General features: G+C 74.1%; 17 protein-coding genes. 8 read left to right on the plus strand and 9 right to left on the minus strand.

What is annotated here, in order from left to right:
- The first annotated feature begins 216 nt into the window (after window positions 1–216).
- From ACIGZJ_RS28265 to galE, 4 genes are all read left to right on the plus strand, one after another.
- Window positions 217–654, plus strand: a complete 438-nt coding sequence (locus ACIGZJ_RS28265) for a hypothetical protein (RefSeq protein WP_396459883.1) — start codon at window positions 217–219, stop codon at window positions 652–654.
- Window positions 655–1,002: 348 nt separating this feature from the next.
- Window positions 1,003–3,291: an RICIN domain-containing protein gene (locus ACIGZJ_RS28270; RefSeq protein WP_396459884.1), complete on the plus strand. Its 2,289-nt coding sequence runs from the start codon at window positions 1,003–1,005 to the stop codon at window positions 3,289–3,291.
- Between the two features lie 86 nt (window positions 3,292–3,377).
- Window positions 3,378–4,073: a hypothetical protein gene (locus ACIGZJ_RS28275; RefSeq protein WP_396459885.1), complete on the plus strand. Its 696-nt coding sequence runs from the start codon at window positions 3,378–3,380 to the stop codon at window positions 4,071–4,073.
- 96 nt (window positions 4,074–4,169) lie between these two features.
- Entirely contained in the window at window positions 4,170–5,189 is a 1,020-nt protein-coding gene (galE, locus tag ACIGZJ_RS28280) for a UDP-glucose 4-epimerase GalE (RefSeq protein ID WP_396459887.1), read from the plus strand.
- Between the two features lie 65 nt (window positions 5,190–5,254).
- Here the strand turns inward: galE and ACIGZJ_RS28285 are convergent, their stop codons facing one another.
- Window positions 5,255–5,737: a hypothetical protein gene (locus ACIGZJ_RS28285; protein ID WP_396459888.1), complete on the minus strand. Its 483-nt coding sequence runs from the start codon at window positions 5,735–5,737 to the stop codon at window positions 5,255–5,257.
- Window positions 5,738–5,806: 69 nt separating this feature from the next.
- Window positions 5,807–7,072 carry a DUF6745 domain-containing protein gene (locus ACIGZJ_RS28290; RefSeq protein WP_396459889.1) on the minus strand — a complete coding sequence of 422 codons (1,266 nt, stop codon included), beginning with the start codon at window positions 7,070–7,072 and terminating at the stop codon, window positions 5,807–5,809.
- A gap of 266 nt (window positions 7,073–7,338) precedes the next feature.
- On the opposite strand from ACIGZJ_RS28290, the gene ACIGZJ_RS28295 reads away from it, so the two are divergent.
- Window positions 7,339–7,782 carry a winged helix-turn-helix transcriptional regulator gene (locus tag ACIGZJ_RS28295; protein ID WP_396459890.1) on the plus strand — a complete coding sequence of 148 codons (444 nt, stop codon included), beginning with the start codon at window positions 7,339–7,341 and terminating at the stop codon, window positions 7,780–7,782.
- Window positions 7,783–7,827: 45 nt separating this feature from the next.
- Here the strand turns inward: ACIGZJ_RS28295 and tgmB are convergent, their stop codons facing one another.
- The gene (gene tgmB / locus ACIGZJ_RS28300; protein ID WP_396459891.1) at window positions 7,828–8,793 is read right to left on the minus strand and encodes an ATP-grasp ribosomal peptide maturase; all 966 of its coding nucleotides are present in this window, start codon (window positions 8,791–8,793) and stop codon (window positions 7,828–7,830) included.
- Complete coding sequence (tgmA, locus tag ACIGZJ_RS28305) at window positions 8,793–9,095, minus strand: putative ATP-grasp-modified RiPP (RefSeq protein WP_396459892.1); 303 nt, start codon at window positions 9,093–9,095, stop codon at window positions 8,793–8,795. Before tgmA ends, tgmB begins: the two co-directional genes overlap by 1 nt.
- Before the next feature lie 180 nt (window positions 9,096–9,275).
- Here tgmA and ACIGZJ_RS28310 point away from each other — a divergent pair, with 180 nt between their 5' ends.
- The gene (locus tag ACIGZJ_RS28310; protein WP_396459893.1) at window positions 9,276–9,932 is read left to right on the plus strand and encodes a TetR/AcrR family transcriptional regulator; all 657 of its coding nucleotides are present in this window, start codon (window positions 9,276–9,278) and stop codon (window positions 9,930–9,932) included.
- Window positions 9,933–10,114: 182 nt separating this feature from the next.
- Here ACIGZJ_RS28310 and ACIGZJ_RS28315 read toward each other — a convergent pair whose 3' ends face one another.
- A complete protein-coding gene (locus ACIGZJ_RS28315; RefSeq protein WP_396459894.1) occupies window positions 10,115–11,596 on the minus strand; it encodes an MFS transporter in 1,482 nt (493 codons plus the stop codon).
- Between the two features lie 213 nt (window positions 11,597–11,809).
- Window positions 11,810–13,000: a DUF6777 domain-containing protein gene (locus ACIGZJ_RS28320; RefSeq protein WP_396459895.1), complete on the minus strand. Its 1,191-nt coding sequence runs from the start codon at window positions 12,998–13,000 to the stop codon at window positions 11,810–11,812.
- Window positions 13,001–13,469: 469 nt separating this feature from the next.
- On the opposite strand from ACIGZJ_RS28320, the gene ACIGZJ_RS28325 reads away from it, so the two are divergent.
- A complete protein-coding gene (locus tag ACIGZJ_RS28325; protein ID WP_396459896.1) occupies window positions 13,470–14,876 on the plus strand; it encodes a streptophobe family protein in 1,407 nt (468 codons plus the stop codon).
- A gap of 72 nt (window positions 14,877–14,948) precedes the next feature.
- Here ACIGZJ_RS28325 and ACIGZJ_RS28330 read toward each other — a convergent pair whose 3' ends face one another.
- The 3 genes from ACIGZJ_RS28330 to ACIGZJ_RS28340 all read right to left on the minus strand — a co-directional run bounded on the left by ACIGZJ_RS28330 (window position 14,949) and on the right by ACIGZJ_RS28340 (window position 18,967).
- Window positions 14,949–15,920 (minus strand): serine/threonine-protein kinase, encoded by a 972-nt coding sequence (locus tag ACIGZJ_RS28330; RefSeq protein ID WP_396459948.1) that lies wholly within the window; start codon window positions 15,918–15,920, stop codon window positions 14,949–14,951.
- A gap of 77 nt (window positions 15,921–15,997) precedes the next feature.
- A complete protein-coding gene (locus ACIGZJ_RS28335; RefSeq protein WP_392938584.1) occupies window positions 15,998–16,576 on the minus strand; it encodes a hypothetical protein in 579 nt (192 codons plus the stop codon).
- A gap of 33 nt (window positions 16,577–16,609) precedes the next feature.
- Window positions 16,610–18,967, minus strand: coding sequence for an FHA domain-containing protein (locus tag ACIGZJ_RS28340; RefSeq protein ID WP_396459897.1), 2,358 nt, complete (start codon window positions 18,965–18,967; stop codon window positions 16,610–16,612).
- 185 nt (window positions 18,968–19,152) lie between these two features.
- On the opposite strand from ACIGZJ_RS28340, the gene ACIGZJ_RS28345 reads away from it, so the two are divergent.
- Complete coding sequence (locus ACIGZJ_RS28345; protein ID WP_396459898.1) at window positions 19,153–20,502, plus strand: acyltransferase; 1,350 nt, start codon at window positions 19,153–19,155, stop codon at window positions 20,500–20,502.
- Window positions 20,503–20,645: the final 143 nt, after the last annotated feature.

Consider the following 20,645-nt stretch of genomic DNA (forward strand, 5'->3'; position numbering starts at 1 on the left):
CGCCGGTGCGGGAGGACCCTCGTACCGGCCGACCCCGGTGCGGCCCGGGCCGGTTCGCGGCCGCCGAGCCGGTGGCCACTACGGCTTGATCACGCCGGTAGCCGACGCCCGTTGATGGGCAGGAATCGAGCAGCGGCACCGGACGGGGGACACCACCCGTGCACGACCTGTTCACGACCTGACGACGGGCACACGCACAAGACGGGAACTGGGACCATGGACTGCGAAGAAGTCATGCTGACCGTCCGGATCACCGCCGCCGAGCGGGCGCTGCTGCGCGCACTGGCGCGTGGTCACAACAGGGACGTGTCCGACGTGGCGGCGGACGGCCTGCTGGACGTGATCCCCGCGCTGTACGCCGACGCGGGCGCGCTGCGACTGTCACGGGTCCTCGCCAGACCGGCGCCGTGCGCCGTCACGCTGTGGCTGCCCGAGCCGGTGGCCGAACTGCTGCCGCTGGTCGGCGATCGGGTCACCCGGACCAGCGGCCTGCCGACCGGTCCCGCCAGTGGTGCGCTCGCCGCCGCACTGAGGCTCTGGCTGGCCGGGGACCCTGCTCGGCTGGCGGCCTCGCTCGCGCGGCTGCACGGCCCGCTCGCCGGGGCGGGTGCCCCGGTGGCCGGGACCGCCCCGGCCGTCGGGGTGGCGGCCTGACACCGGCGGTCGCCGGCGGTTCCCTCTGCGGATGAGCGGCCGCGGCAGGGCGGGTGACGCGGCGTCGCCCACCGGCGGTAGGGGCCTGAATCGCCGTGTCCGGGCCCGGGGGGAGCGGGCGGCGGGCTGTGCCCGCCACGGTGCCGGCGGAGGCGTCCACGGACCCGGCCGCCGGTGCGCTGCGCACACCGCCAGGAGCGCGCCGGGAACGCCGTCACGAGCAAGCTGACGATTTTCGCAAGATGTTTCTGTTATTGCCTCCGGTCGGATGCGCTCTCCGGGGTGTCGGAAGGCCTGGCCGCCACGCTGTGTGGCGCTCGGGCCGTCGCACTCGGAGAGGAATAGCGCATGGGACACCGGAGTGCAGAGCGCCGAAAGCGGCGCGGGAGGACGGGACGCCGGACGGCGCTCCTGGCGGTCGCCGTGGCGGCCGGACTGGTCGCCGGTGCGCTGGGCATCGAGACGGCACTCGACCCGGCCGCCGACCGGACCAGTTCCACGGCGGCGGTGGCCGGTTCGGCCGACCGGGCGGAGGCGGGCACGGTCGGAGCGGCCACCGATGACGGCGATCCCGGTGTGACCGGGACGGCCGAGGGCGCGACCAGGGCGCCCGCGCCGCAGCGCGAGAAGAAGGCCGCGCCGCTGAAGGAGATACCCAAGGACCAGCCGGAGCGCGGCCTGGTCTACGCCGGTCTGACGCTGCCGACCGGCGACCGCTGCGCGGGCTCGCTGGAGGTGCCGGGCGGGGAGCTGTGCAGCCACGGCCCGGACGCGCCGCCCAAGGACGTGGACATCCACAAGGACGTCGCGCCGGTGGCCGCCGCGGCCGCCCAGGTGCCCGCTCTGACACCTCCGGCTGACGCCCAACCGCCCGCCGCCGCCGACCTGTTGAAGGGTGCGGCGCCGGTCCTGGACGCGGCCCAGAAGGCGCTGCTCGGGGACGCCGGGGCAGCCGCCGGATCGCCCGCGGCGCCCGCCGCCGCGCCCGCCGCCGGGTCCGGGGTGGTCTGCGAGGGCGACGGCACCAGCGGGAACCGGGTCCAGGTGGTGTACGTCCACGGGCCCGGCAACGACCGGTTCGCCCAGTACCTCGCCTCGTTCAAGAAGTGGGCGGCGGACGTCGACGTCATCTACAACGCCAGCGCCCAGGAGACCGGCGGCGTCCGGCACGTCCGGTTCGTGACCGAACCCGACTGCTCCGCCTCCGTGTTGAACGTGCAGGTCTCCGACTCCGAGATCCAGGACTTCAACGCGAGCAACCGCGCGGTGGCCGCCCAGGGGTTCAACCGCAAGGACCGCAAGTACATGATGTTCACCGATGCCAAGGTGTACTGCGGCATCGGGACCTTCGCCGGTGACGAGCGGCCCGGCCAGGACAACCTGAGCAACTTCGGCCCCTCGTACGGCCGTACCGACTCCGGCTGCTGGGGCGGGCACACCGCCGCGCACGAACTCGGCCACAACCTGGGCGCGGTGAGCAACAGCGCGCCCAACTCCAGCAAGGGCGGCCACTGCGTCGACGAGTGGGACCTGATGTGCTACTCGGACACCCCCTACTACCCGGCGATGAAGACGGTCTGCCCGGACAACGCGAGTGACGCCCGGCTCGACTGCCACCACGACGACTACTACAACACCTCGCCCGCGGCCGGCAGTTACCTGGCCACGCACTGGAACGTCGCCAGCAACCGCTTCCTGATCGCAGGCGGCGGCACCGGGCCGAACCCGAGCCCCACGCCGACCGCGAGCCCGACGGCGACGAACACCCCCTCGCCGACGGCCTCGCCCACCCGCACCCCGTCGCCGACCGCCTCGCCGACGGCCTCCCCCAGCCCGACCGCGACCTCCAGCACCTCGCCGACGGCCTCGCCGACCGCCTCGCCCACCGCGACGACGAGCCCGACCGCGACCCCCACCGGCTCGCCGAGCCCCACCTCCGGCACCGGGGCCACCGGGCCTGATGTGACGGCCAGTCAGGTCACCCCGAACTCCGTCGTGCTGAGCTGGCCGGCCGTCCCCGCGGCCACCGGCTACGACGTGCTGCTGAACGGCCAGGCCATCGGCACGGTGAAGGCCACCACCGTCGGCGTGGTCCGGCTTGCCCCCGGTACCGCCTACACCGTCGCGATCGCCGTCCGCGACGCCGCCGGCGCGGTGTCCAAGCCCGGCCGCCCGGCGACCTTCCACACCCTGGCCGACGCGGGCCGCCCGCAGACCGGCTCCCGCTACACGATGGTGAACGGCCTCACCGGCCAGGCCGCCGACCTGTGGGGCAGCTCGCTCAACAACGGCACCGTGGCGATCGCCTACCAGCGCACCGGGTACGCCAACCAGAAGTGGAGCTTCGAGGACGCGGGCAACGGCGCGCTGCGGATCAAGTCCGTGCGCTCCGACAAGTGCCTCCAGCTGGGCGGCGACCCGGTGGCCGGCCAGTACCTCGCGCAGCAGCCCTGCTCCGGTTCGGCCGCCCAGAAGTGGCAGCTGACCCCGTCGGGCGGCGGGTTCACCATCACCGCCGAGGGCTCGACCCTGGTCCTGGGCGTCAGCAGCCGCTGGTACTACGGCGGTTGGCTGCTGGAGCTGCAGAAGCCCAACGGCCAGGCCTACCAGTCCTGGTCGCTGCAGAAGACCTCCTGACCCACCGCGGCACCCGAGGGTGCGGGCCGTCGTCGCAAACTGCGGCGGCGGCCCGTACCCGCTACCCCCCACGAGGAGCCCCCACCATGCGTACCCGTCCGTTCGGCACCCTGGCCGTCCTCGCTCTGGCGGGGGCGGCCGTCCTGGCGCCCGTCGTGCCCGCCGCCGCCCACGGCGACACCGTCCACCTGGAGGTGGCCGGCCAGGACGGCGGGCACATCACCACCGTGGCCACCTGGGAGAACGACCACGACCCCGTCACCGAGGAGTTCGCCGGGACACTCGCCGCCACCTCCGCGGACGGGCGCTCGGCCGGCCCGTGGCGGCTGGTCGCCGTCCCCGGCCGCCCCGGGTCGTACACCACCCGGGAGATCCTGCCGGCCGGCCACTGGCGGATCACGGTGGACTGCGCGTTCCCCTCGCTGGGCCACGGCGAGCGCGAACTCGACGTCGAGGCGACCGCCATCTCGGACCCGACGCTGCCGGTGCCCGGCTCGGCCGCCACACCGACCCTCGGCCCGACCCTCTCCCCGGCGCCGTCCGCCACGCCGTCCGCCACGCCGTCCGCCACGCCGTCCGCCTCGTCTGGCGCCTCGCCGTCCGTGGCCGCCGCGGCGACGCTCGCGGGCGGGTCCGCGGACGGATCCGGCGGCGGGTCCGACAGCGGGTCCGACGCGGCCACCTGGGCCGCCATCGCCACTGCGGTCGCCGCCGTGCTCCTGGTCGCCGCCGGCTACTGGCTCCGCCGCGGCACCCCCCGCCCCGGCGCCCGCCTGCGCTGATCCGCCCCGGCGGGGAACCGTCGGGCCCGAACCACCGTCCCCACTGTCACCGGACGCCACCAGGGCGTCCGGCCGACCGCAAGGGAGCACGCGCGTATGAAGAAGGTCCTGATCACCGGTGGCGCGGGATTCATCGGGAGCACCGTCGCGTCGGCACTGCTGGACCAGGGCATCACACCGGTCGTCCTCGACGACCTCTCCAAGGGCCGTGCCGAGTTCGTCGAGGACCGGATCTTCTACCAGGGCGACATCGCCGACCCGGCGCTCCTCGACCGCGTCTTCGCCGAACACCCCGACATCGACGCCGCCGTGCACTGCGCCGCGAAGATCGTCGTACCGGAGTCCGTCGCCAGGCCGCTGTACTACTACCGCGAGAACGTGGCCAAGACCGTCGACCTGCTGGACTCCCTCCAGCGCAACGGCTGCACCCGCGTCGTCTTCAGCAGCTCCGCCTCCATCTACGCCCCCACCCCGGACGCCCGGGTCGACGAGACCTGCCCGGTCGACGCCAACAGCCCCTACGCCCGCACCAAGCAGATGATGGAGCAGGTCCTCCAGGACTGGACCCGCGCCGAGGGCGCCGAGGCGATCCGCGTCATCGCGCTGCGCTACTTCAACCCCATCGGCGCCGACCCGCAGCTGCGCACCGGCCTCCAGGACCTCAACCCCACCCACGCCCTGGGCAAGCTGATCGAGGCCCACACCACCGGTGCGCCGTTCACCGTCACCGGCGTCGACTGGGCGACCCGGGACGGCTCCGGCATCCGCGACTACATCCACGTCCAGGACCTCGCCGAGGCGCACGTCGCCGCGCTGACCCGCTTCGACCAGGTCGTCGAGCCCGCCGCCGAGGACCGCTACCGCGTCATCAACGTCGGCACCGGCGAGGGCACCACCGTCCGCGAACTCGTCGCCGCCTTCGAACAGGCCGTCGGCACCCGCCTCGACGTCCGCGAGGCCGCCCCGCGCCCGGGCGACGTCATCGGCTGCTACACCTCCGTCGACACCGCCCGCGACCTCCTCGGCTGGACCGCCCGCCGCACCATCGCCGAGGGCGTCACCGACGCCCTCACCTGGCGCGCCAAGTGGGCCGCGCACCTCGGCACCACCATCTGACCCCCCGCCCGCCCCACCCGGTGGGCCCGCTCACAGGCCCACCGGGGCGGGACCCGGCCCGGTGGTCAGTCGCAGACCATTCGGTTCATGGAGCGGCCGAGCACCATGCCGAAGCCGGTGCCGCGTTCGCGCTGGCGCCGGACCACGTAGCGGCCGGGGGCGATGCCGGTGGCGCCGTGTTCGGGGTGGATCAGATAGGCGACGGCGGTCGCGTCGATCAGACCGAGCGCCAGGCCGGTCGGATCGTGGATGGCGTCGGTCCACCGGCAGGCGCCCGGATCGGCGACCAGCGAGTGGGGGTTGCCGCCCCCGGCGCTGCGCAGCAGTTCGAGGCCGGCGGCGGGCACGTCGAGCCAGCGGCTGTAGCCGAACGGGGTGAGGGTGACGGTCTCCAGGAAGGACTGCGGGATGACGATCAGATCGCCCTGGGCCTGGAGCCCGGCCACCACGGGGACGGCCACCTCGCGTTCCAGGTGATCGAGGACGTCCAGTCCGGTGAGGGCGGTGAGGTCGGCGAGGGTCAGGACGTCGTCGGTGCTGATGGGCATGCGAATCACCTCGGGATGTGATGGGCCGGGAGGGCCGGAACGGTGTGAAGGGGAGGGCGGCACGAACGCTCAGGTGCGACGGACCAGTTGCGCGTACTGCCGGCCGCTCAGGCCGTAGGACCAGCCGGCCGCCGCCAGCGGGTCGTCGAGGTACGGGGGCACGCTCAGGCCGTAGCGGCGCCGCCGCCCGTCCGGCTCGACCGAGCCGTTGACGGCCAGCAGGACCCGCGCGGGCACGCCCCAGGACTGCTGCGGCAGGTGGTAGAGCCGCAGTTCGGACCCGGGGTTGCCCGGATCGGGTGCGGTGGAGACCAGCCCCAGCCCGGCCTGCTCGATGTACGCCTCCCAGCCGACGCGCTCGATGGCGCAGCGGCGCACCTCGATGTTCGGCTCGGCGTGGATGCGTTCCACCGTGGGGTCGTTCACCACCCAGGCGGGGACGAGCGTCCCGTGCAGGGAGTGGACCTCGGCGCCGTCGGCGAAGCGGACCGCGGGGCCGTCCTCCCGGTGCAGCCGCCGCTGACCGTGGTGGCCGTGCGGGAGGGCCTCGGTGTGGAGGGCGACCGGCCGTTCGGCCAGGACGCAGCGACCCTCGGCGGGCCACCACCAGCCGGTTGACCGGGCCAGCGCCGCCCAGAGGTCGAGTTGGCGGTCGTTCTCGCGCCCGTAGACCGCCAGGCCGGCCCGGCGGCGGGTGTCGTAGTGGCCGACCCAGTCCGCGTCCTGCTGGCCGTACCAGGTCAGGCCGAGCGCGCTGCCGGCGCCGGCGAGGAGGGCGGTGCGCACGGGAGCGCAGAACGCGTCGCGCAGAGTGTCCGCGAGCGAGGCCTCCACGGTGATGTCGGTGATCGAGTCGACGGGGAGCCCGGCCGCGAGCGCAGATTGGGGCGGCAGGGTGCGGGCGTCCCGGTAGATGTGGTCCGGCCGGTTCCAGGAGAGAGGGTGCGACCTGGCGATCCGGTGGTCCAGGCGGGCGCGGAGGTCGGACAGCAGCGAGGCCAGCCGGGCCGCGGCCGGCCAGGCCCCACCCCGGGTCGGGAGGGTTCCGCCGACCCGCCAGGTGGGTGCGTCCGTCCGCCGGGCGGCGATCAACCCCCGTGCAGCGGCGGGCGAGTCGACCCAGAGGAAGTGCGGCGGCGGTTCGCCGATCAGCCCGTACAGCCGGGAGACGGCCTCCTCGGCCACCGCCCGGTCGGCGGGGAGTGTGCAGAGCCCGTGCCGGAGCCATTCGTCGCGCAGCGCGCAGATCAGCGCGAGCTGCCCGGCGGGCCCGGCAGGGGAGTCGGAGAATGGTGCGTCGGATACCCGCTCTGCGGGTGGCGTCGCTCCGCTCATCGCATGATGGCGGAGACCGCCTCTCGGTTCGTCATGTGCCGCAGACTGGCAGGCCCCGCGCATCGGCCGCAAGCGAATATCCGCAGGGAGAGCGTGTGTCGGCCGTCGGGGAGCACGCCGTGCACGGCACCGGCCACCGTGCGGTGGTCGCCGAACTCGCCGTCGCGGGTTGAGGGTCGGGGCGCCGGGCACGCGGTAGCGTTGCGCAGCGCAAGCTGTGGACTCGAAGGCCGCCCGCACAGCCCGGTCGGTGAGAGGTGGGACCAGTGCCGAAGCGCACCACGCACGAGGACTCGGTCTGTCCGCTCGCCCGCCCGCTCGACGTGGTCGGTGACGGCTGGACGCTGTTGATCGTCCGGGACGCCTTCGACGGGCTGCGGCGGTTCGGCCAGTTCCAGCGGAACCTCGGCCTGGCGAAGAACATCCTCTCCGCACGGCTCGCCAACCTCGTCGCGACGGGGGTGTTTGTATCGGTGCCGGCCGCCGACGGCAGCCCGTACCAGGAGTACCTGCTCACCGAGAAGGGGCGCGCGCTCTTCCCCGTCGTCACGGCGCTGCGCCAGTGGGGCGACGCCTGGTTCTTCGAGGACGGCGAGCCCCGCGCGCGGCTGGTGGACCGCTCGGCCGGGGAGCCGGTCGCGGCGCTGGAGGTCCGTTCGTCCGACGGACGGGTGCTCGCACCGGAGGACGCCGAGGTGCTGCTGCCCTGAAGGTCTGGGCCGTGTCCGACACGGCGCAGTGCGTGGCGAGGCGGTTCACGCCCCTGGGCCCTTCTGAAGTCGGTCGGCGATGGCGAGGGCGATCGCGTCGGTGACGGAGTCGGGTTGCCAGGCCCACTGTCCGTTGGGGTTGCACTCAAGGAAGTACCAGTCACCAGCAGTCGTGACGGCGAAGTCGAAAGCACCGAAGACCAGTCGGCAGGTGGTGAGATAGGCGGAGACCGAGCGCGCGACCCGGGCGGGGACGTCGATCGGAATGCACTCCATCAGGGACTGGCGCTGCCGCCAGTCGAGATCAGGACTGTCGATCCGGACCGCGAACAGCCGGGTTCCGACCGCCGTGACCCGTACGTCGAATGCCTTCTCCACCTTGGCTTGGAACAGGTGGGGGCAGGCGGCCACCGCAGCGGTGATCTCGTGCGTGCGCACCTCCCGCACCCACACCTGTTGCGCCCGGCCGTCGACCTCGTACGGGGTGTTCCACAACGGCTTGTAGACCACTGCGCCGGTTTGACCGGCAACGAACTCCCGTGCTTCGTCCGGGTCGTTGGTGATCAACGTGCCGGGGACCGCGAAGCCGCTGCGCTGGGCGGTGGCGAGCTGGGCCGGCTTGTACTCCGCCGCCCGGTTGTTCCACGGGTGGTTCACGTAGTGGGCTCCGGGGAGCGAGGCCAGGATGCCGCCAACGCCCCACAGGGACTGTGATCCGGCGAACCGGCGCTCCTGTTCGTCCAGTTCGTCCGGTCCCTGGAAGGGCGAGGGGCGGCGGGTCCAGACGGATCGGACTTCCGTGAGGTCGAGTTCTCGGCTCGGCGTGCGCAAGGTGCCGCGCTGATCGCCTGTGCGGTACGTGGCGGTCAGCACGGCACCTGCATGCAGGTCCACGCCCGGGTCGAGACGGACCACCGGGACCTTGCGTTCCGCGAGGATGCGCAGAACCAGGTCGGCGGTCACGTCATGACGGTTCGTCAGGACGAGCGCGGACCCGCCCGGGCCTGTCATCACCAGCCGCTGGGGTCGTGATCCGAGTCGGAGTCCGAGTCCGAGTTGTTGTCGGAGTCGTAGCTGTCAGGACCACTTGTGCTCGTGGAGTTCTGAGTGCTGCTGCTGGTACTCGTGGAGTTCGAGGGGCTGTTGACGGTGAGGTGGTCGCCGAGCTCGACCGTGCGGCCGTACTCGTCGATTATCACGGCGATCTGGGTCTCGGGGTCGATCACCGGGGTGAGTGGGGCAACCAGGTCGGACTCGGCGTACGGCGCCATGCGGGTGGTGCCCCAGGGGGCGCCGTGGTCTCGTGTTTCCATCGTTCGACTCCCTTGCTTCCGACTGTTCGTACGGGTGACTCTCCCGCTGCCTGAGCGGAGGCCATCGGCGGGTTGGCGCGGCCTGTCGGTGCTCGCCACTACAATGCCCGCTACTACATCTGTGGTACCACGTCTGGGGTTGATTAGAAACAAGTCGGCGCCTAGAAAGAGGAATTGACGGTGAATCAAAATCGTCGCAACCTGCTGGGCGACGCGGCCATCGAGGTGCTGGCCGATGCCGGCGGGCGCGGCCTGACGCACCGGGCCGTCGACGCGGCCGCGGGGGTGCCGCCGGGGACCGCGAAGAACTACTTCCCGACCCGGGATGCCGTGCTGCGCGCGGTGGCCGAGCGGTGTGTGGAGCAGTACCGCTCGATGACGGTGCAGGTGGCGGGCTCCGAAGCAGGGCCCATCGATCGCGAGGGACTGGTGGCCATGTTCTGCGGGCTGCTCGCGAACCTCGCCGGGCCGGGCCGGCCGCGCATGCTCGCCTATCTGGAGCTGCAGTGCGAGGCCGCCCGCAAGCCCTGGCTGTCAGCGATCCTCGATCAGATCGCCACGGCCGACTTCGCGGGCTTCGAATTGGCCCAACGGGCTGCCGGGCTTCCCGTCACCCCGCAGCGGGCCGCCGGCGTCACGCTCGCCCTGCACGGCGCCGTCCTCCACCTGTTGGCGGACGGCCCCCGCGCGCTGGCTGCCGCCGGTCTGGACGACCTCGACGGGTTCGTCCGCAGCCTGCTGGACGCGGTGTACCCGGAGAGCCCGAACGGTCGGCACGGGGTGTACGGCCGGGGCCTGTGGAACGATCCGACCTCCGCTCGTCCGGAGATCAGGTAGTGCCCGGACGGGCGCACGGCGACCCGGCGCCGCGTGGCCGCTGGCGGCGAGCACGCCGATCGCCTCGGCGGCCACCGATATGTCCCGGGCCCGGCTGGGCGGGCCCGCGGGTGCTCCGTCCCGCGGTCGGCGAGCATGCCGTAGCGGTTGCCGTGGATCAGGACGGCCATCCCGACGACCGTTCAGTGCTGTACGGGGGCGGGCGACGGCGCGTCCGACCGGGCGGCGGGTGCGGGGAGGTGGGGCGCCGGGGTGGGCGGGCGGCGGCGGGCCAGGGCCAGCAGGCCGGTGGCCGCCGCTGTTGCGGTGAGCAGGACCGCCGTGCCGACCGAGGCCGCGTGGCCGACGGACTCCGTGAAGGCCTGGGCGACGTCCTGGGGCCGCGGTCGGCCGAGCCTGCCGAGGTGCTCCTCGAACCGGGTGGTGGTCAGGGTGCCGAGGATGCTGGTGCCGAGCACCGCCCCCACCTGGCGGGCGGCGTTGACCGTGCCGGCCGCCGCGCCCTCCTTGCCGCGCGGCACGTGTCCGACCGCGAGGGCCGTGGACGGGGCGTTGGCTAGGCCGCAGCCGAACCCGAAGACCACCAGCGAGAGGGCGTATCCGGCGAAGGCGTCCGTGGGCTCGACGGTGGCGAACAGCGCGGCGCCCGCCGCGGCCAGCAGCAGCCCGGTGACGATCAGCGGCGCGGCGCCGAACCGCCGCCCGAGCAGCCCGGCCGCCACCGAGGCGAGGATGAAGGTGCCGAACTCCGCCAGGAGTTGGACGCCGACCTGGAGGGCGGTCAGCCCGCGGACCTGTTGCAGCCAGAGCACCTGGAGCAGGGACAGGCCGACGAAGCCGAACAGCACGGTCGCGGCCAGCAGCAGCGCGGCGCTGTACGACGGGTCGCGCATCAGTCGCAGGTCCAACAGAGGCTGGTGCACCCGTAGTTCGACCACGGCGAAGGCGGCCAGCAAGGCGGCGGCGGCCACCGCGGCGGCGAGCGGGCGGCCGGCGAGGTAGCCGTGCCGGCCGCCGTCGATCAGCCAGTAGACGAGCAGTGCGAGCCCGGTGGTGGCGAGGAGTTGGCCGGGCCAGTCCAGTCGGCCGCCCTCGACCCGGGACTCGGTGACGCCGAGCAGCGCGGCGGTGGCGGCGAGGGCGGCGACCGCGGGGCCGAGCCAGAAGGCGCTCTGCCAGGTCGACCAGCGCAGTGCGAGCCCGGCCGTGATCGGGCCGATGGCCAGGCCGAGGCCGGAGGCGGCGGCCCAGGCGGAGATCGCACCGGCCCGGCGGCGCGGATCGGGGAAGGCGTTGGTGATCAGCGCGAGGGAGCTGGGGGTGATCAGCGCGCCGCCGAGGCCGGCCACCGCCTGGCCCGCGAGGACGGCCGGCAGACCGTCGGCGCACACCAGGACCAGGCCGCCGACGGCCATCGCGAGGGTGCCGGCCAGGAAGATCCGCCGCCGCCCCCAGCGGTCGGCGAAGGCGCCCGCGCCGAGCACGAAGGAGGCCACCACGAGGGTGTACGTGCTCGGGACCCAGACCAGGTCCGCGGAGTCGAGGCCGAGGTCCGCACGGACCGCGCCCAGGGTGCCGATGGTCTGCGTGGTCTGCACGAACACCGTGAACAGGCCGAGGCAGGCGGCGAGCAGGACGAGCCCGGCGCGGTCAGCGCGCTGCATCGGGTACCTCCGGGGACGGGTGGTTCACGGCGCTCTCCAGGGTGAGTTGGAATGTGGGACTCACCCTAGCGGTGTGAGTTTGATAATCCAACCTACTGGGTGGAGGTGGCACCGAAACGTCTCGGCCCCGCCGAAGCGGGGCCGAGACGGGCCGAGACGGGGCCGAGAAGAGACGGGGCCGAGCGAAGCGGCGGGGGAGCGGCCGCGGTCAGGTCACTCGGAGGACCCGGCTGAGACGGTGGAGGGCGGCGGCGAGGACGTCGTGGTCGTCGTGGTGGTGGTCGTGGTCGCACCCGCGGCGGTCGTCTTGGTCGTGGTGGCCATGCTCGCGGTCGTCGCCACGCTCGTGGTGGGCTTGGCCGCGGTGGTCGTCGGTCCTGACGATCCGGTGGCCGTCGACGCGGAGGTCGTGGGGCCGCCCGAGGACGTGGTGGAGCCCGAGGACGGCCCGGACGGCGAGCCCGAGGTGGTCGAGGCGGAGGCGGACCCGGAGGTCGGACCGCCGGAGGAGGTGGTCGCGCCGGAGGTCGAGGGCGAGCCGGAGCCCGAGGTCGAGCCGGACGCGGAGGTGGAGCGGGAGACGGAGGCCGACGGCGAGATCGGCGTCATCGGAGCGGGCGCCGGGATACCGGGCGCGAGCGGCCCCTTGGGCGCCGGCACGGTCTTGTCGATCACCTCGATCCGCCCGGTCACCCGGACGAAGAAGCCGCCGGTGACCACGTTCACCAGCACGAGCTCCTTCACCGGCGCGGGCGCCGGCGTCACGACGACCAGCGAGGTCGGCTGGAAGCCCTGCCAGTGCTTGCCGGTGTACTTGGCGTTCGAGACCAGCGCCGGGGGCTTCAGCGGGTTGCCGCAGCTGCACCGCACGCGCGGCACGCCCTGCGAGTCGACCAGGACGGCGGTGCCGGCCTGCAGAACGGACTGGTAGGCGACCGCGGCGCCGCCCTTGTAGCCGTGGTTGGTCACCCGGGTGTCGACCCGCAGGTAGGTGGAGGTGAGCGAGCGCAGGTAGCTCGGGATGGCCGACTGCTGGATGCCCTGGGCGGAGGCCCAGGCCCGGCCGTTGTCCCCGGCGGACACCATGCCGATCAGCCGCTCGGTGTCACAGCTCGGCTTGGACATCTCGCCCGCGTAGAGCCCGCTGCTCGTCCCCTCCACGGCGTGCAGGCCCGACGGCGAGGTCGTGCCGGCGGTGGCGGTCGTGCCCGTCGTCCCCCCGCCCGGAGTCCCGGTGGGCTGGACGGACGACGGCGCCGGGGCCGACACGGCGGTCGTCTCCACCGACTCGGTGAACGGCGCCGCGCCCGGGTCGGAGGGGCTCTGCAGGGCGACCTCGTTGGCCGCCGGGATGGCGTCGCTGGACTTGCTGCCGTTGTTGTTGACGATCAGCACCGTCGCCACGACCGCCAGCACCGCGGTGCCCGCGGCCAGCGCCAGCTTCTTCCCCGACCGCCACCAGGGCGTCGGGCGCCCGCCGCCCCCGCCGGGACCGGAGGGCGCACCGGACCCGCTGGCCGGCCCGCTCGGCGGTCCGCCCGGGCCGGAGGGCGGCGGGGGCGTGGAACTCGGTCCCGAGCCGCCGCCCGACGGCGGCCCGGAGAGCGGGCCCGAGGGAGGACCGGACGGCGGGCCGAACGGGGGACCGGAAGGGGGCGGTTGGGAACTCATCGGGGCTCCGTTTCGCAGGCGGTCGGCGAAAGCCGCCGACGCGAGAGGCTCCTGCCACTGGCTTTCTATTTCTGCCCCGGCTTTCCGGAACCCGCAACAGCAGGTGATCCGGCCGTCGCCGTGCGCAGCGCGCGGGCGGCCGACCTGGGTGAACCTGGAGGCAGACCCGAGGGGGGGCACCCGAGTCGAACCAGGAGCCCGCATGCACCAGGAGCCCCTCAGCACGGCGGCCCGGCCGGCCGGCCCGCCCGGCGCCCTGCGCGGCTGGCTGGACGCCCTGGCGGTGGTGCTCGCCGGGGTCGCCGCGATGGCGGCGGTGGCCGCCCTCGGCCTCTGGCTGGCCGGCGCCGACGACCTCCCGGGCGGCGGCTTCCCGTCCGTCCTGGCCGCCACCCTGGCACTCGCCGTCGGCGGCACGGTCCGGATGGACGGCGGCGCCGGCTTCTTCGCCCAGGTGGACGCCGGGATCACCGCGATGCCGCTCTCCGTCAGCCTGGTCGGCGCCCTGGTGACGGCCGAGGTGTTCCTGCGGCAGCTGCGCTTCCGCGCGGTGGCCGGCGGCGCCGAGCTGCTGGGCCGGGTGGCCCGGACGGTGGTGGTCTGGCTGGCGGCCCTGGCGCTGCTCACCGTCGGCGCCCGGCACACCTTCGTCGTCCCGCTCGGCGGGGACCTCGTGCAGGAGCTCTCCGGCGCCCTCGGGCTGACCCCGGAGATCGGCTTCCACGCGGACGCGGTGAGCACGCTCGGGTTCGGCCTGCTCTGGCTGCTGGTGGTGCTGGCGGTGCTGTTCGCCGTCTCCCGCCGGGCGCCGCTGCCCCGCGGCCTGGTGCCGTTCCAACGGGTGGTGCGGCCCGCCGCCTTCGCGATGCTGCTGGTGCTGCTGGTGTACGTGGTCATCGGGGCGGTGGCCGGGGTCGTCACCGCCCTGGTGCACGGCAACGGCCGCGAGACGATGGCGGTCGTGCTGCTGGCCATGCCCAACCTGGCCTGGCTGGGGTTCGGGGTGGGGCTCGGCGGGCGGTGGCAGGGCCACCTGGAGGGCGGGATCGGGCTGCCGATGCCGCCCGTCCTCGCCGACGTGCTGCGGGCGCAGGACGGCCAGGAGGCCACCGTGGACCTGGGGGCGCTGGCCGACTACGACGCCCGGGCCTGGTGGCTGCTGCCGGTGGCCGGGGTGCTGATGCTCGCGGCCGGGGTGCTGGCCGCCTACCGCTCGCCGCGCGGCGTCCGGCTCTGGCAGCACGCCGTCCGGCTCGGGGTGGCGGCGGCGGTCACCATGCTGCTGGTGGGCGTCTGGTCGCGGGTGTCGGCCGCCTACGGCCTCTCGGTGCTCGGCGTCGGCGTCGGACAGGGCGGGCTGGGCGACCTTCTCGGCTCCGTGCTGGGCGACAACCCGGTCGCCGACCTGGGCGGCGGCAAGCTAGTGCTGGACCCGGTGCTGTGGGTGACCGTGCCGCTGGCGGCGGCCTGGGGACTGGTCGCGGGGTGGCTGGGCGGCCTGCTGGCCGCCCGCTTCGGGCGGCGCGGCGAGGTACCGGTGGCGGGGGCCGCGGACGGTAAGCCTCCGGCCGGGCCGCCCCCGGCCGGCCCGCCGCCCGCGCGGCGGTAGCCGGAGGTTCACCCGGCGGCATTCCGCCGCACGGGTGGCCGCGACGCGGCCGGATCAGGGCCGGCGCCCCGGTCAGAGCGGTGCAGGCCGCACCGGGTAGACCACCGGGGTGGCCCAGGCGGGCGGCTGCGGGACTTCGCTCGGCACCGGTGTGCCGAAGGCCGGGACCACCTGGGTGGGCGGTCCGGCGGACTCCCAGGGCCCGGGGACGGGCGTGGCGGCGGCGCGCAGCTCGGCGACGAACTGCAGGCAGCTGGCCCAGCGGTCCTCGGGCGCCTTGGCGAGGGAGCGGGCCACCACGGCGTCCACCGCCTCGGACAGGTCGGGACGCAGGGCCCGCAGGGTGGGCGGCGGGTCGTTGAGCTGCGCCCAGAGCAGCGCGAGGTCGCTCTCCCGGCGGAACGGCGGCGCCCCGGCCAGCATCTCGAAGACCACGCAGCCCAGGCTGTACTGGTCGCAGCGGCCGTCCAGCGGCCGCCCGGAGATCTGCTCGGGCGCCGCGTAGTCCAGGGTGCCGACGATCTGGCCGACGCTGGTCAGCCCGCTCAGCGAGAGCGACTTCTTGGTGAGGCCGAAGTCGGCCAGGTAGAGGTGCTCGGGGTGCTCGTCGTCCGTCCCGGCGGCGACCAGGATGTTGCCCGGCTTGACGTCCCGGTGGACCAGGTCGCGGTCGTGCGCGGCGTCCAGTGCGGAGCCGATCTGCAGGGCGAGCCGGGCGGCGCGGTCGACCGGGAACGGCCCGCTGCGGGTGATCAGGCCGCGCAGGTCGCCGCCCTCGACGAAGCGCATCGCGATGAAGAGGATGCCGTCCGTCTCGCCGGCCTCGAACACCGGGATGATGTGCGGGTGGTCGATCGCGGCGGCGGCCTCGGACTCGCGGCTGAAGCGCTGGCGGAACATCTCGTTGCGGGCCAGTTCGGGCGCCAGCAGCTTGACCGCGACCGTCCTGCCCAGCCGCAGGTCCTTGGCCCGGTAGACGACCGCCATGCCGCCGCGCCCGATCTCCGCCTCCAGCCGGTAGCCGGCCACCTGCCGTCCCACCATGCCGGAGGGCAGGCTCGGCGAGGCCCGGGTGGCGGCCTCCTCGGCCGGCTCCCCGCCGCCCTCCCGCTCCGGGGGGATCACGGTTCACCCGCCCGGGTGGGCTCGTACTCGCCGGGCGGCTCCGGCGGCACCCGCGGCACCGGGGTGGAGGGCGTCGCGGGCGGGGTGTCGGTCGGCCGTACGGCGGCGGCGTAGGTCTGCAGCTGGAGCCCGTCGCAGTAGCACCAGCGGTCGTGCACCGGGTCGAAGACCCAGAGCGCGTCGCCGTCGATGACCAGGCCGGTCCGCAGCCCCCGGGTGCGCTGCTGGAAGGTCTCCAGGTCGGCGCCGCCGGCGGCGAGGTCCTCCAGCAGCGACCGGTAGCGGGCCAGCGCGCCCTCCGCCTGGGCGAGCACCGGCCGGGGGTCGGCGGTCCGGCTGGGCGGGCCGGTGGCGGCGGGCGGGGCGTCCGGGAGGCTGATCAGCAGCCGGCCGTCCACCCAGGTGGCCCACCCGTTGGAGCACAGGACGTGGCCCCAGTCGCCCTCGCGACCGATCAGCTGGACCGGCAGCAGCGGGTCCAGCCGGGTCGAGGGCCGCGCCGGGTCGGGCGCGGTCCAGGTGGCCATGCCGTCCGGCGGGGCGACGTGGGTCGGGTGGAAGGCGAATTCGTCCATGGGCTCCGTGGGCTCCGTCCATCGGCGGCCGCTTCACTTGCGCATGATCGCGGGCTCCTGGCGGCGCAGCAGCGCGAGCACGGCGAGCCCGAACACCGCCGACAGCCCCACCAGCAGGACCATCGCGCGCAGCCACACGCTCCGGTCGGGGCGGAACAGCGGGTCGGCCGTGATGGCGGTGGGCAGGATCGCGTGCAGGTCGATGGTCTGGGCCATCGCGGCCAGGCCCCAGCGGGACGGGATGAACCAGGCGAACTGTTCGAGGCCCGGAACCCCGTGCAGCTTCAGCATGGCCCCGCTGAACACGATCTGCACCACCGAGAGCAGGACGAGCAGCGGCATGGTGGCCTCCTCCTTGCGGACCAGCGCGGAGACCAGCAGGCCCAGCATCATCGCGGAGAAGGACAGCAGTGCCACGGCCAGGATGAGTTCGGCCAGCGGCGGCAGCACCACCCCGCTGGGGACCTGGCCGCCGCCCGGCAGCGGCGGGCTGAGGTCCACCCCGCCCAGGCCGACGACCGTCAGCACGGCGGCCTGGACGACCGTGATCGTGCCGAGCACCACCACCTTGGAGACCAGGTACGCGGATCTGGACAGCCCGACCACCCGTTCGCGCTGGTAGATCGGCCGTTCCTTGACGATCTCGCGCACCGCGTTCGCGGAGCCGGTGAGCAGACCGCCGATGCAGAGGGTGAGCAGGCAGTTGAGGGCGTTGTCCGAGCTCAGCCGGGATCCGGCCATGGCCCGGCACATGATGCCGATGATGAACGGCAGCGCGATCATCACGGTGAGGAAGAGCCGGTCGGCGGCCAGCACCGAGGTGTAGCGGCGGATCAGGGTGCTGAGCTGGGAGGCCCAGCTCTGCGGCTTCTCCGGCCCGATCGGGGAGGCCGGGGGCGGCGCCCGCAGCGCCGGGGGCAGCGCGTTGGCGGCCACGTACCGGTCGTACTGCGGGGACTCGCGGAAGCGGCGCTGCCAGGCGGCGTGGTCCTCGTTCTCGAAGGCCTCGAACGCCTCCGGCCACTCGGTGAAGCCGAAGAACGGCAGGGCCTCGTCGGGCGGGCCGTAGTAGGCGGTGCGGCCGCCGGGGGCGAGCACCAGGAGGCGGTCGCAGACGTCCAGGCTGAGCACGCTGTGGGTGACCACCACGACCGTGCGGCCGTCGTCGGCCAGGCTGCGCAGCATCTGCATCACCGAGCGCTCCATCCCGGGGTCGAGGCCGGAGGTCGGCTCGTCCAGGAAGAGCAGCGAGGGCTTGGTGAGGAGCTCCAGGGCGACGCTGACGCGCTTGCGCTGGCCGCCGGAGAGGCTGGAGATGACCAGGTCGGCGCGGCTGTCCAGGCCGAGCTCGTGGATCACCTCGTCGACCCGGGCCTGGCGTTCGTGGTGCTCGGTGTCGCCGGGGAAGCGTAATTCGGCCGCGTAGGACAGCGCGCGGCGGACGGTGAGCTGGGTGTGCAGGATGTCGTCCTGCGGGACGAGGCCGATCCGGCGGCGCAGTTCGGCGTAGTCGCGGTAGAGGTCGCGGCCGTCGTACAGGACGGTTCCCTCGTCGGCGGGGCGCAGGCCGGTGAGGGCGTTGAGCAGGGTGGACTTGCCCGCGCCGGAGGGGCCGGCCACGGCGAGCAGGGCCTTCTCGGCGAGCGGGAAGCTGACGCCGTCCAGCAGCACCCGGTGGTCCGCGCCGACCCGGACGACCAAGCCCTGCACGTTGAGCGAGATCTCGCCGGTGTCGGTGTACTCGACCAGCTCGCCGTCGGCCAGGCAGAGCGCCGCGTGGCCGATGCCGATGATGTCGGTGGGCCCGACGGGCGCCTGTTGGATCGCCCGGCCGTTGAGGTAGGTGCCGTTGTGGCTGGACAGGTCGACGATCTCGTGGCCGCCGTCGGGCAGGGTGCGCAGTTCGGCGTGGTGGCGGGAGACCACCAGGTCGTTCAGGACGAGGTCGTTGTCGCCGGCCCGGCCGATCCGGACGGTGCGTTCGGGCAGCCGCAGCACCGAGGTCGGCTGCCGGAAGATGCCGGAGGCCTGTGGGGCGACCAGCGAGGTCCGCTCCCCGGCGGGCGGCTGGGGCAGGCCCGCGAAGGTGGCGGAGGGGCCGTCGGCGGCGTTGCCGAAGCGCAGCCGGGTGCCCGGGCCGATGTCCTCCTGTTGGATCCGGCGGCCGTCGGTGAAGGTGCCGTTGGTGCTGCCGACGTCCTCCAGCAGCCAGTGCCCGGCGCTCGCCCGCAGCACGGCGTGGTGCCAGGACACCCGGGGGTCGTCCAGCACGATCTCGCTCGTCGGGTCGCGGCCGACGTGGTACGCCCGGCTCGGGTCGATCAGCTGCGAGTCGGTGTCGGTGACGAGCATCAGTGGCGGCGCGGCGGGCGCGCCTGCGCGCTCTCCCATACCGGGGATTCTATCGCCGGTGGGCCGGATCGCGTCCTGCGGGAGTCCGCCGGACGGCGGACCGGAGCGGCTCGCGAGCTGGTCGAGACCCTGTCAATTGGACTGGACCACTGGATCCGTACCGGGCGCCTGCCCTATGGTTCGGAGTGATCCGCACGACTCCGCGCGAGCCCCCGGGATGGAACATGAGTGTCTGGCCGCAGCTGCGGGAGTCCCGGGTCGTCCGGGCGGGCCGGGCCCAGGGGGCGGTGCTGCGCTGCGGGTTGATGGACACCATGCTCGCCGACCTGTCGGTGTCGGTGGTCTTCTTCTTCGAACAGGCCCTGGACGAGGACCGGTTGGCCGCCGGACTGGCGATCGCCCTGGAGCGGGTGCCGGTGTTCGCCGGGCGGCTGCGCACGGTGGGCGACGTGCTGGAGGTGGTCTGCGACGACTCCGGCGTACCGCTGGACGGCTACGAGGTCGACGGCACGCTCGTCGAGGCGATGGGCCGGGTCACCTCGGCCGGCGCGCAGCTCGTGGACCCGGTGGACGCCCCCGCCGCCCGGCTGGGCGGGGTGCCGCTGCTGACCGTGCGGGTCACCCGGCCGTCCGGCGGCGGCACGGTGCTGGGCTGCTCCTGGCACCATGCGATCGGCGACCTGCAGAGCTTCGCGCTGCTGATGCGCGCCTGGTCCGCGGCGGTGGAGGGGGAGGAGCTGCCCGAGGCCGAACTCGTCGAGGACCAGGACGTGTTGCTGGACAAGGTGCTGCCCGAGGAGGACTGCGGGCGGCCCGGCTTCCGGCTGCCCGAGGCGGCCGAGGCGGCGCTGCTGGCGCGCGAGGTCGCGCTCGGGCCGCGGGCCAACCGGACCGTGCAGATGTACCTCGGCGACGCCGAACTCGCGAGGATGCGCGAGGAGTTCGAGGCGACGGCCGGGAGGCGGCTCTCCTCGGGCGATGTGTTCTGCGCCCATCTGGTGAGCGTGCTGCGGGAGTTGGACGGCGACGCGGAGACCCGCATGGTCACCGTGCCGGTCAACGTGCGCCGCTCGCTCGGCCTGCCGGCCTCCCTGGTGGGCAACCTGCTGAGCGACATCCACCTGCCGTACGCACCGCAGGACGGCCCGGCGGCGTTCGCCGCGGGCCTGCGGGAGGCGCTGGAGGGGTTCGCCGAGGACCACCTCAACATGCGGGCCAACCTCGGCTTCCTGGAGGCGATCGGGCGCTCCCGGCTGCGGGACTGCGTGCCGCTCGGCTTCGACCCGGAGCGGCGGCGGTTCAGCTTCTCCAACTGGAGCCGCTTCGGCCTGTACGAGCTGCGGTTCCAGGGGCAGCGGCCGGTGTTCTTCAGTCCGGCCGCCAACTACCCGCTGCCGTGGGTGTCCTGGACGGTCGAGGGCTTCCACGGCACGGGGCTGCTGAGCACGGTGGTCCTCCCGGCGAGGGTCGTCGCCCGCCTGCGCGGCGCCGAGGGCCGGGCGTTGCTGCACCGCTTCCGTGACCCGGCCGACGTACTGCCGGCGCTGGCCTCCGCCGTGTCCAAGGTCCTCTGACTCCCGAGGTTCGCTGATCCCTGGGGGCGGGGGGGGGGGGGGGGGGGGGGGGGGCGCCCCCCCCCCCCGGCCGGGGGCCGCCCCCCCCCCCCCCCCCCCCGCGCCCCCCCCCCCCCCGCGCCCCGGCCCCCCCCGCCGCCCCC

The organism is Kitasatospora sp. NPDC052868 (genome assembly GCF_044547105.1).
Classification (GTDB): Bacteria; Actinomycetota; Actinomycetes; order Streptomycetales; family Streptomycetaceae; genus Kitasatospora.

Bases quoted from the DNA above. Each gene is read 5' to 3' on its own strand.
- tgmB (WP_396459891.1), bottom strand. From the start codon at position 8,793: ATGACAGGCCCGGGCGGGTCCGCGCTCGTCCTGACGAACCGTCATGAC.
- ACIGZJ_RS28325 (WP_396459896.1), top strand. From the start codon at position 13,470: ATGCACCAGGAGCCCCTCAGCACGGCGGCCCGGCCGGCCGGCCCGCCC.
- ACIGZJ_RS28315 (WP_396459894.1), bottom strand. From the start codon at position 11,596: ATGCAGCGCGCTGACCGCGCCGGGCTCGTCCTGCTCGCCGCCTGCCTC.
- ACIGZJ_RS28285 (WP_396459888.1), bottom strand. From the start codon at position 5,737: ATGCCCATCAGCACCGACGACGTCCTGACCCTCGCCGACCTCACCGCC.
- ACIGZJ_RS28265 (WP_396459883.1), top strand. From the start codon at position 217: ATGGACTGCGAAGAAGTCATGCTGACCGTCCGGATCACCGCCGCCGAG.
- galE (WP_396459887.1), top strand. From the start codon at position 4,170: ATGAAGAAGGTCCTGATCACCGGTGGCGCGGGATTCATCGGGAGCACC.
- ACIGZJ_RS28290 (WP_396459889.1), bottom strand. From the start codon at position 7,072: ATGAGCGGAGCGACGCCACCCGCAGAGCGGGTATCCGACGCACCATTC.
- ACIGZJ_RS28335 (WP_392938584.1), bottom strand. From the start codon at position 16,576: ATGGACGAATTCGCCTTCCACCCGACCCACGTCGCCCCGCCGGACGGC.
- ACIGZJ_RS28330 (WP_396459948.1), bottom strand. From the start codon at position 15,920: ATGGTGGGACGGCAGGTGGCCGGCTACCGGCTGGAGGCGGAGATCGGG.
- ACIGZJ_RS28275 (WP_396459885.1), top strand. From the start codon at position 3,378: ATGCGTACCCGTCCGTTCGGCACCCTGGCCGTCCTCGCTCTGGCGGGG.
- tgmA (WP_396459892.1), bottom strand. From the start codon at position 9,095: ATGGAAACACGAGACCACGGCGCCCCCTGGGGCACCACCCGCATGGCG.
- ACIGZJ_RS28345 (WP_396459898.1), top strand. From the start codon at position 19,153: ATGAGTGTCTGGCCGCAGCTGCGGGAGTCCCGGGTCGTCCGGGCGGGC.
- ACIGZJ_RS28340 (WP_396459897.1), bottom strand. From the start codon at position 18,967: ATGGGAGAGCGCGCAGGCGCGCCCGCCGCGCCGCCACTGATGCTCGTC.
- ACIGZJ_RS28270 (WP_396459884.1), top strand. From the start codon at position 1,003: ATGGGACACCGGAGTGCAGAGCGCCGAAAGCGGCGCGGGAGGACGGGA.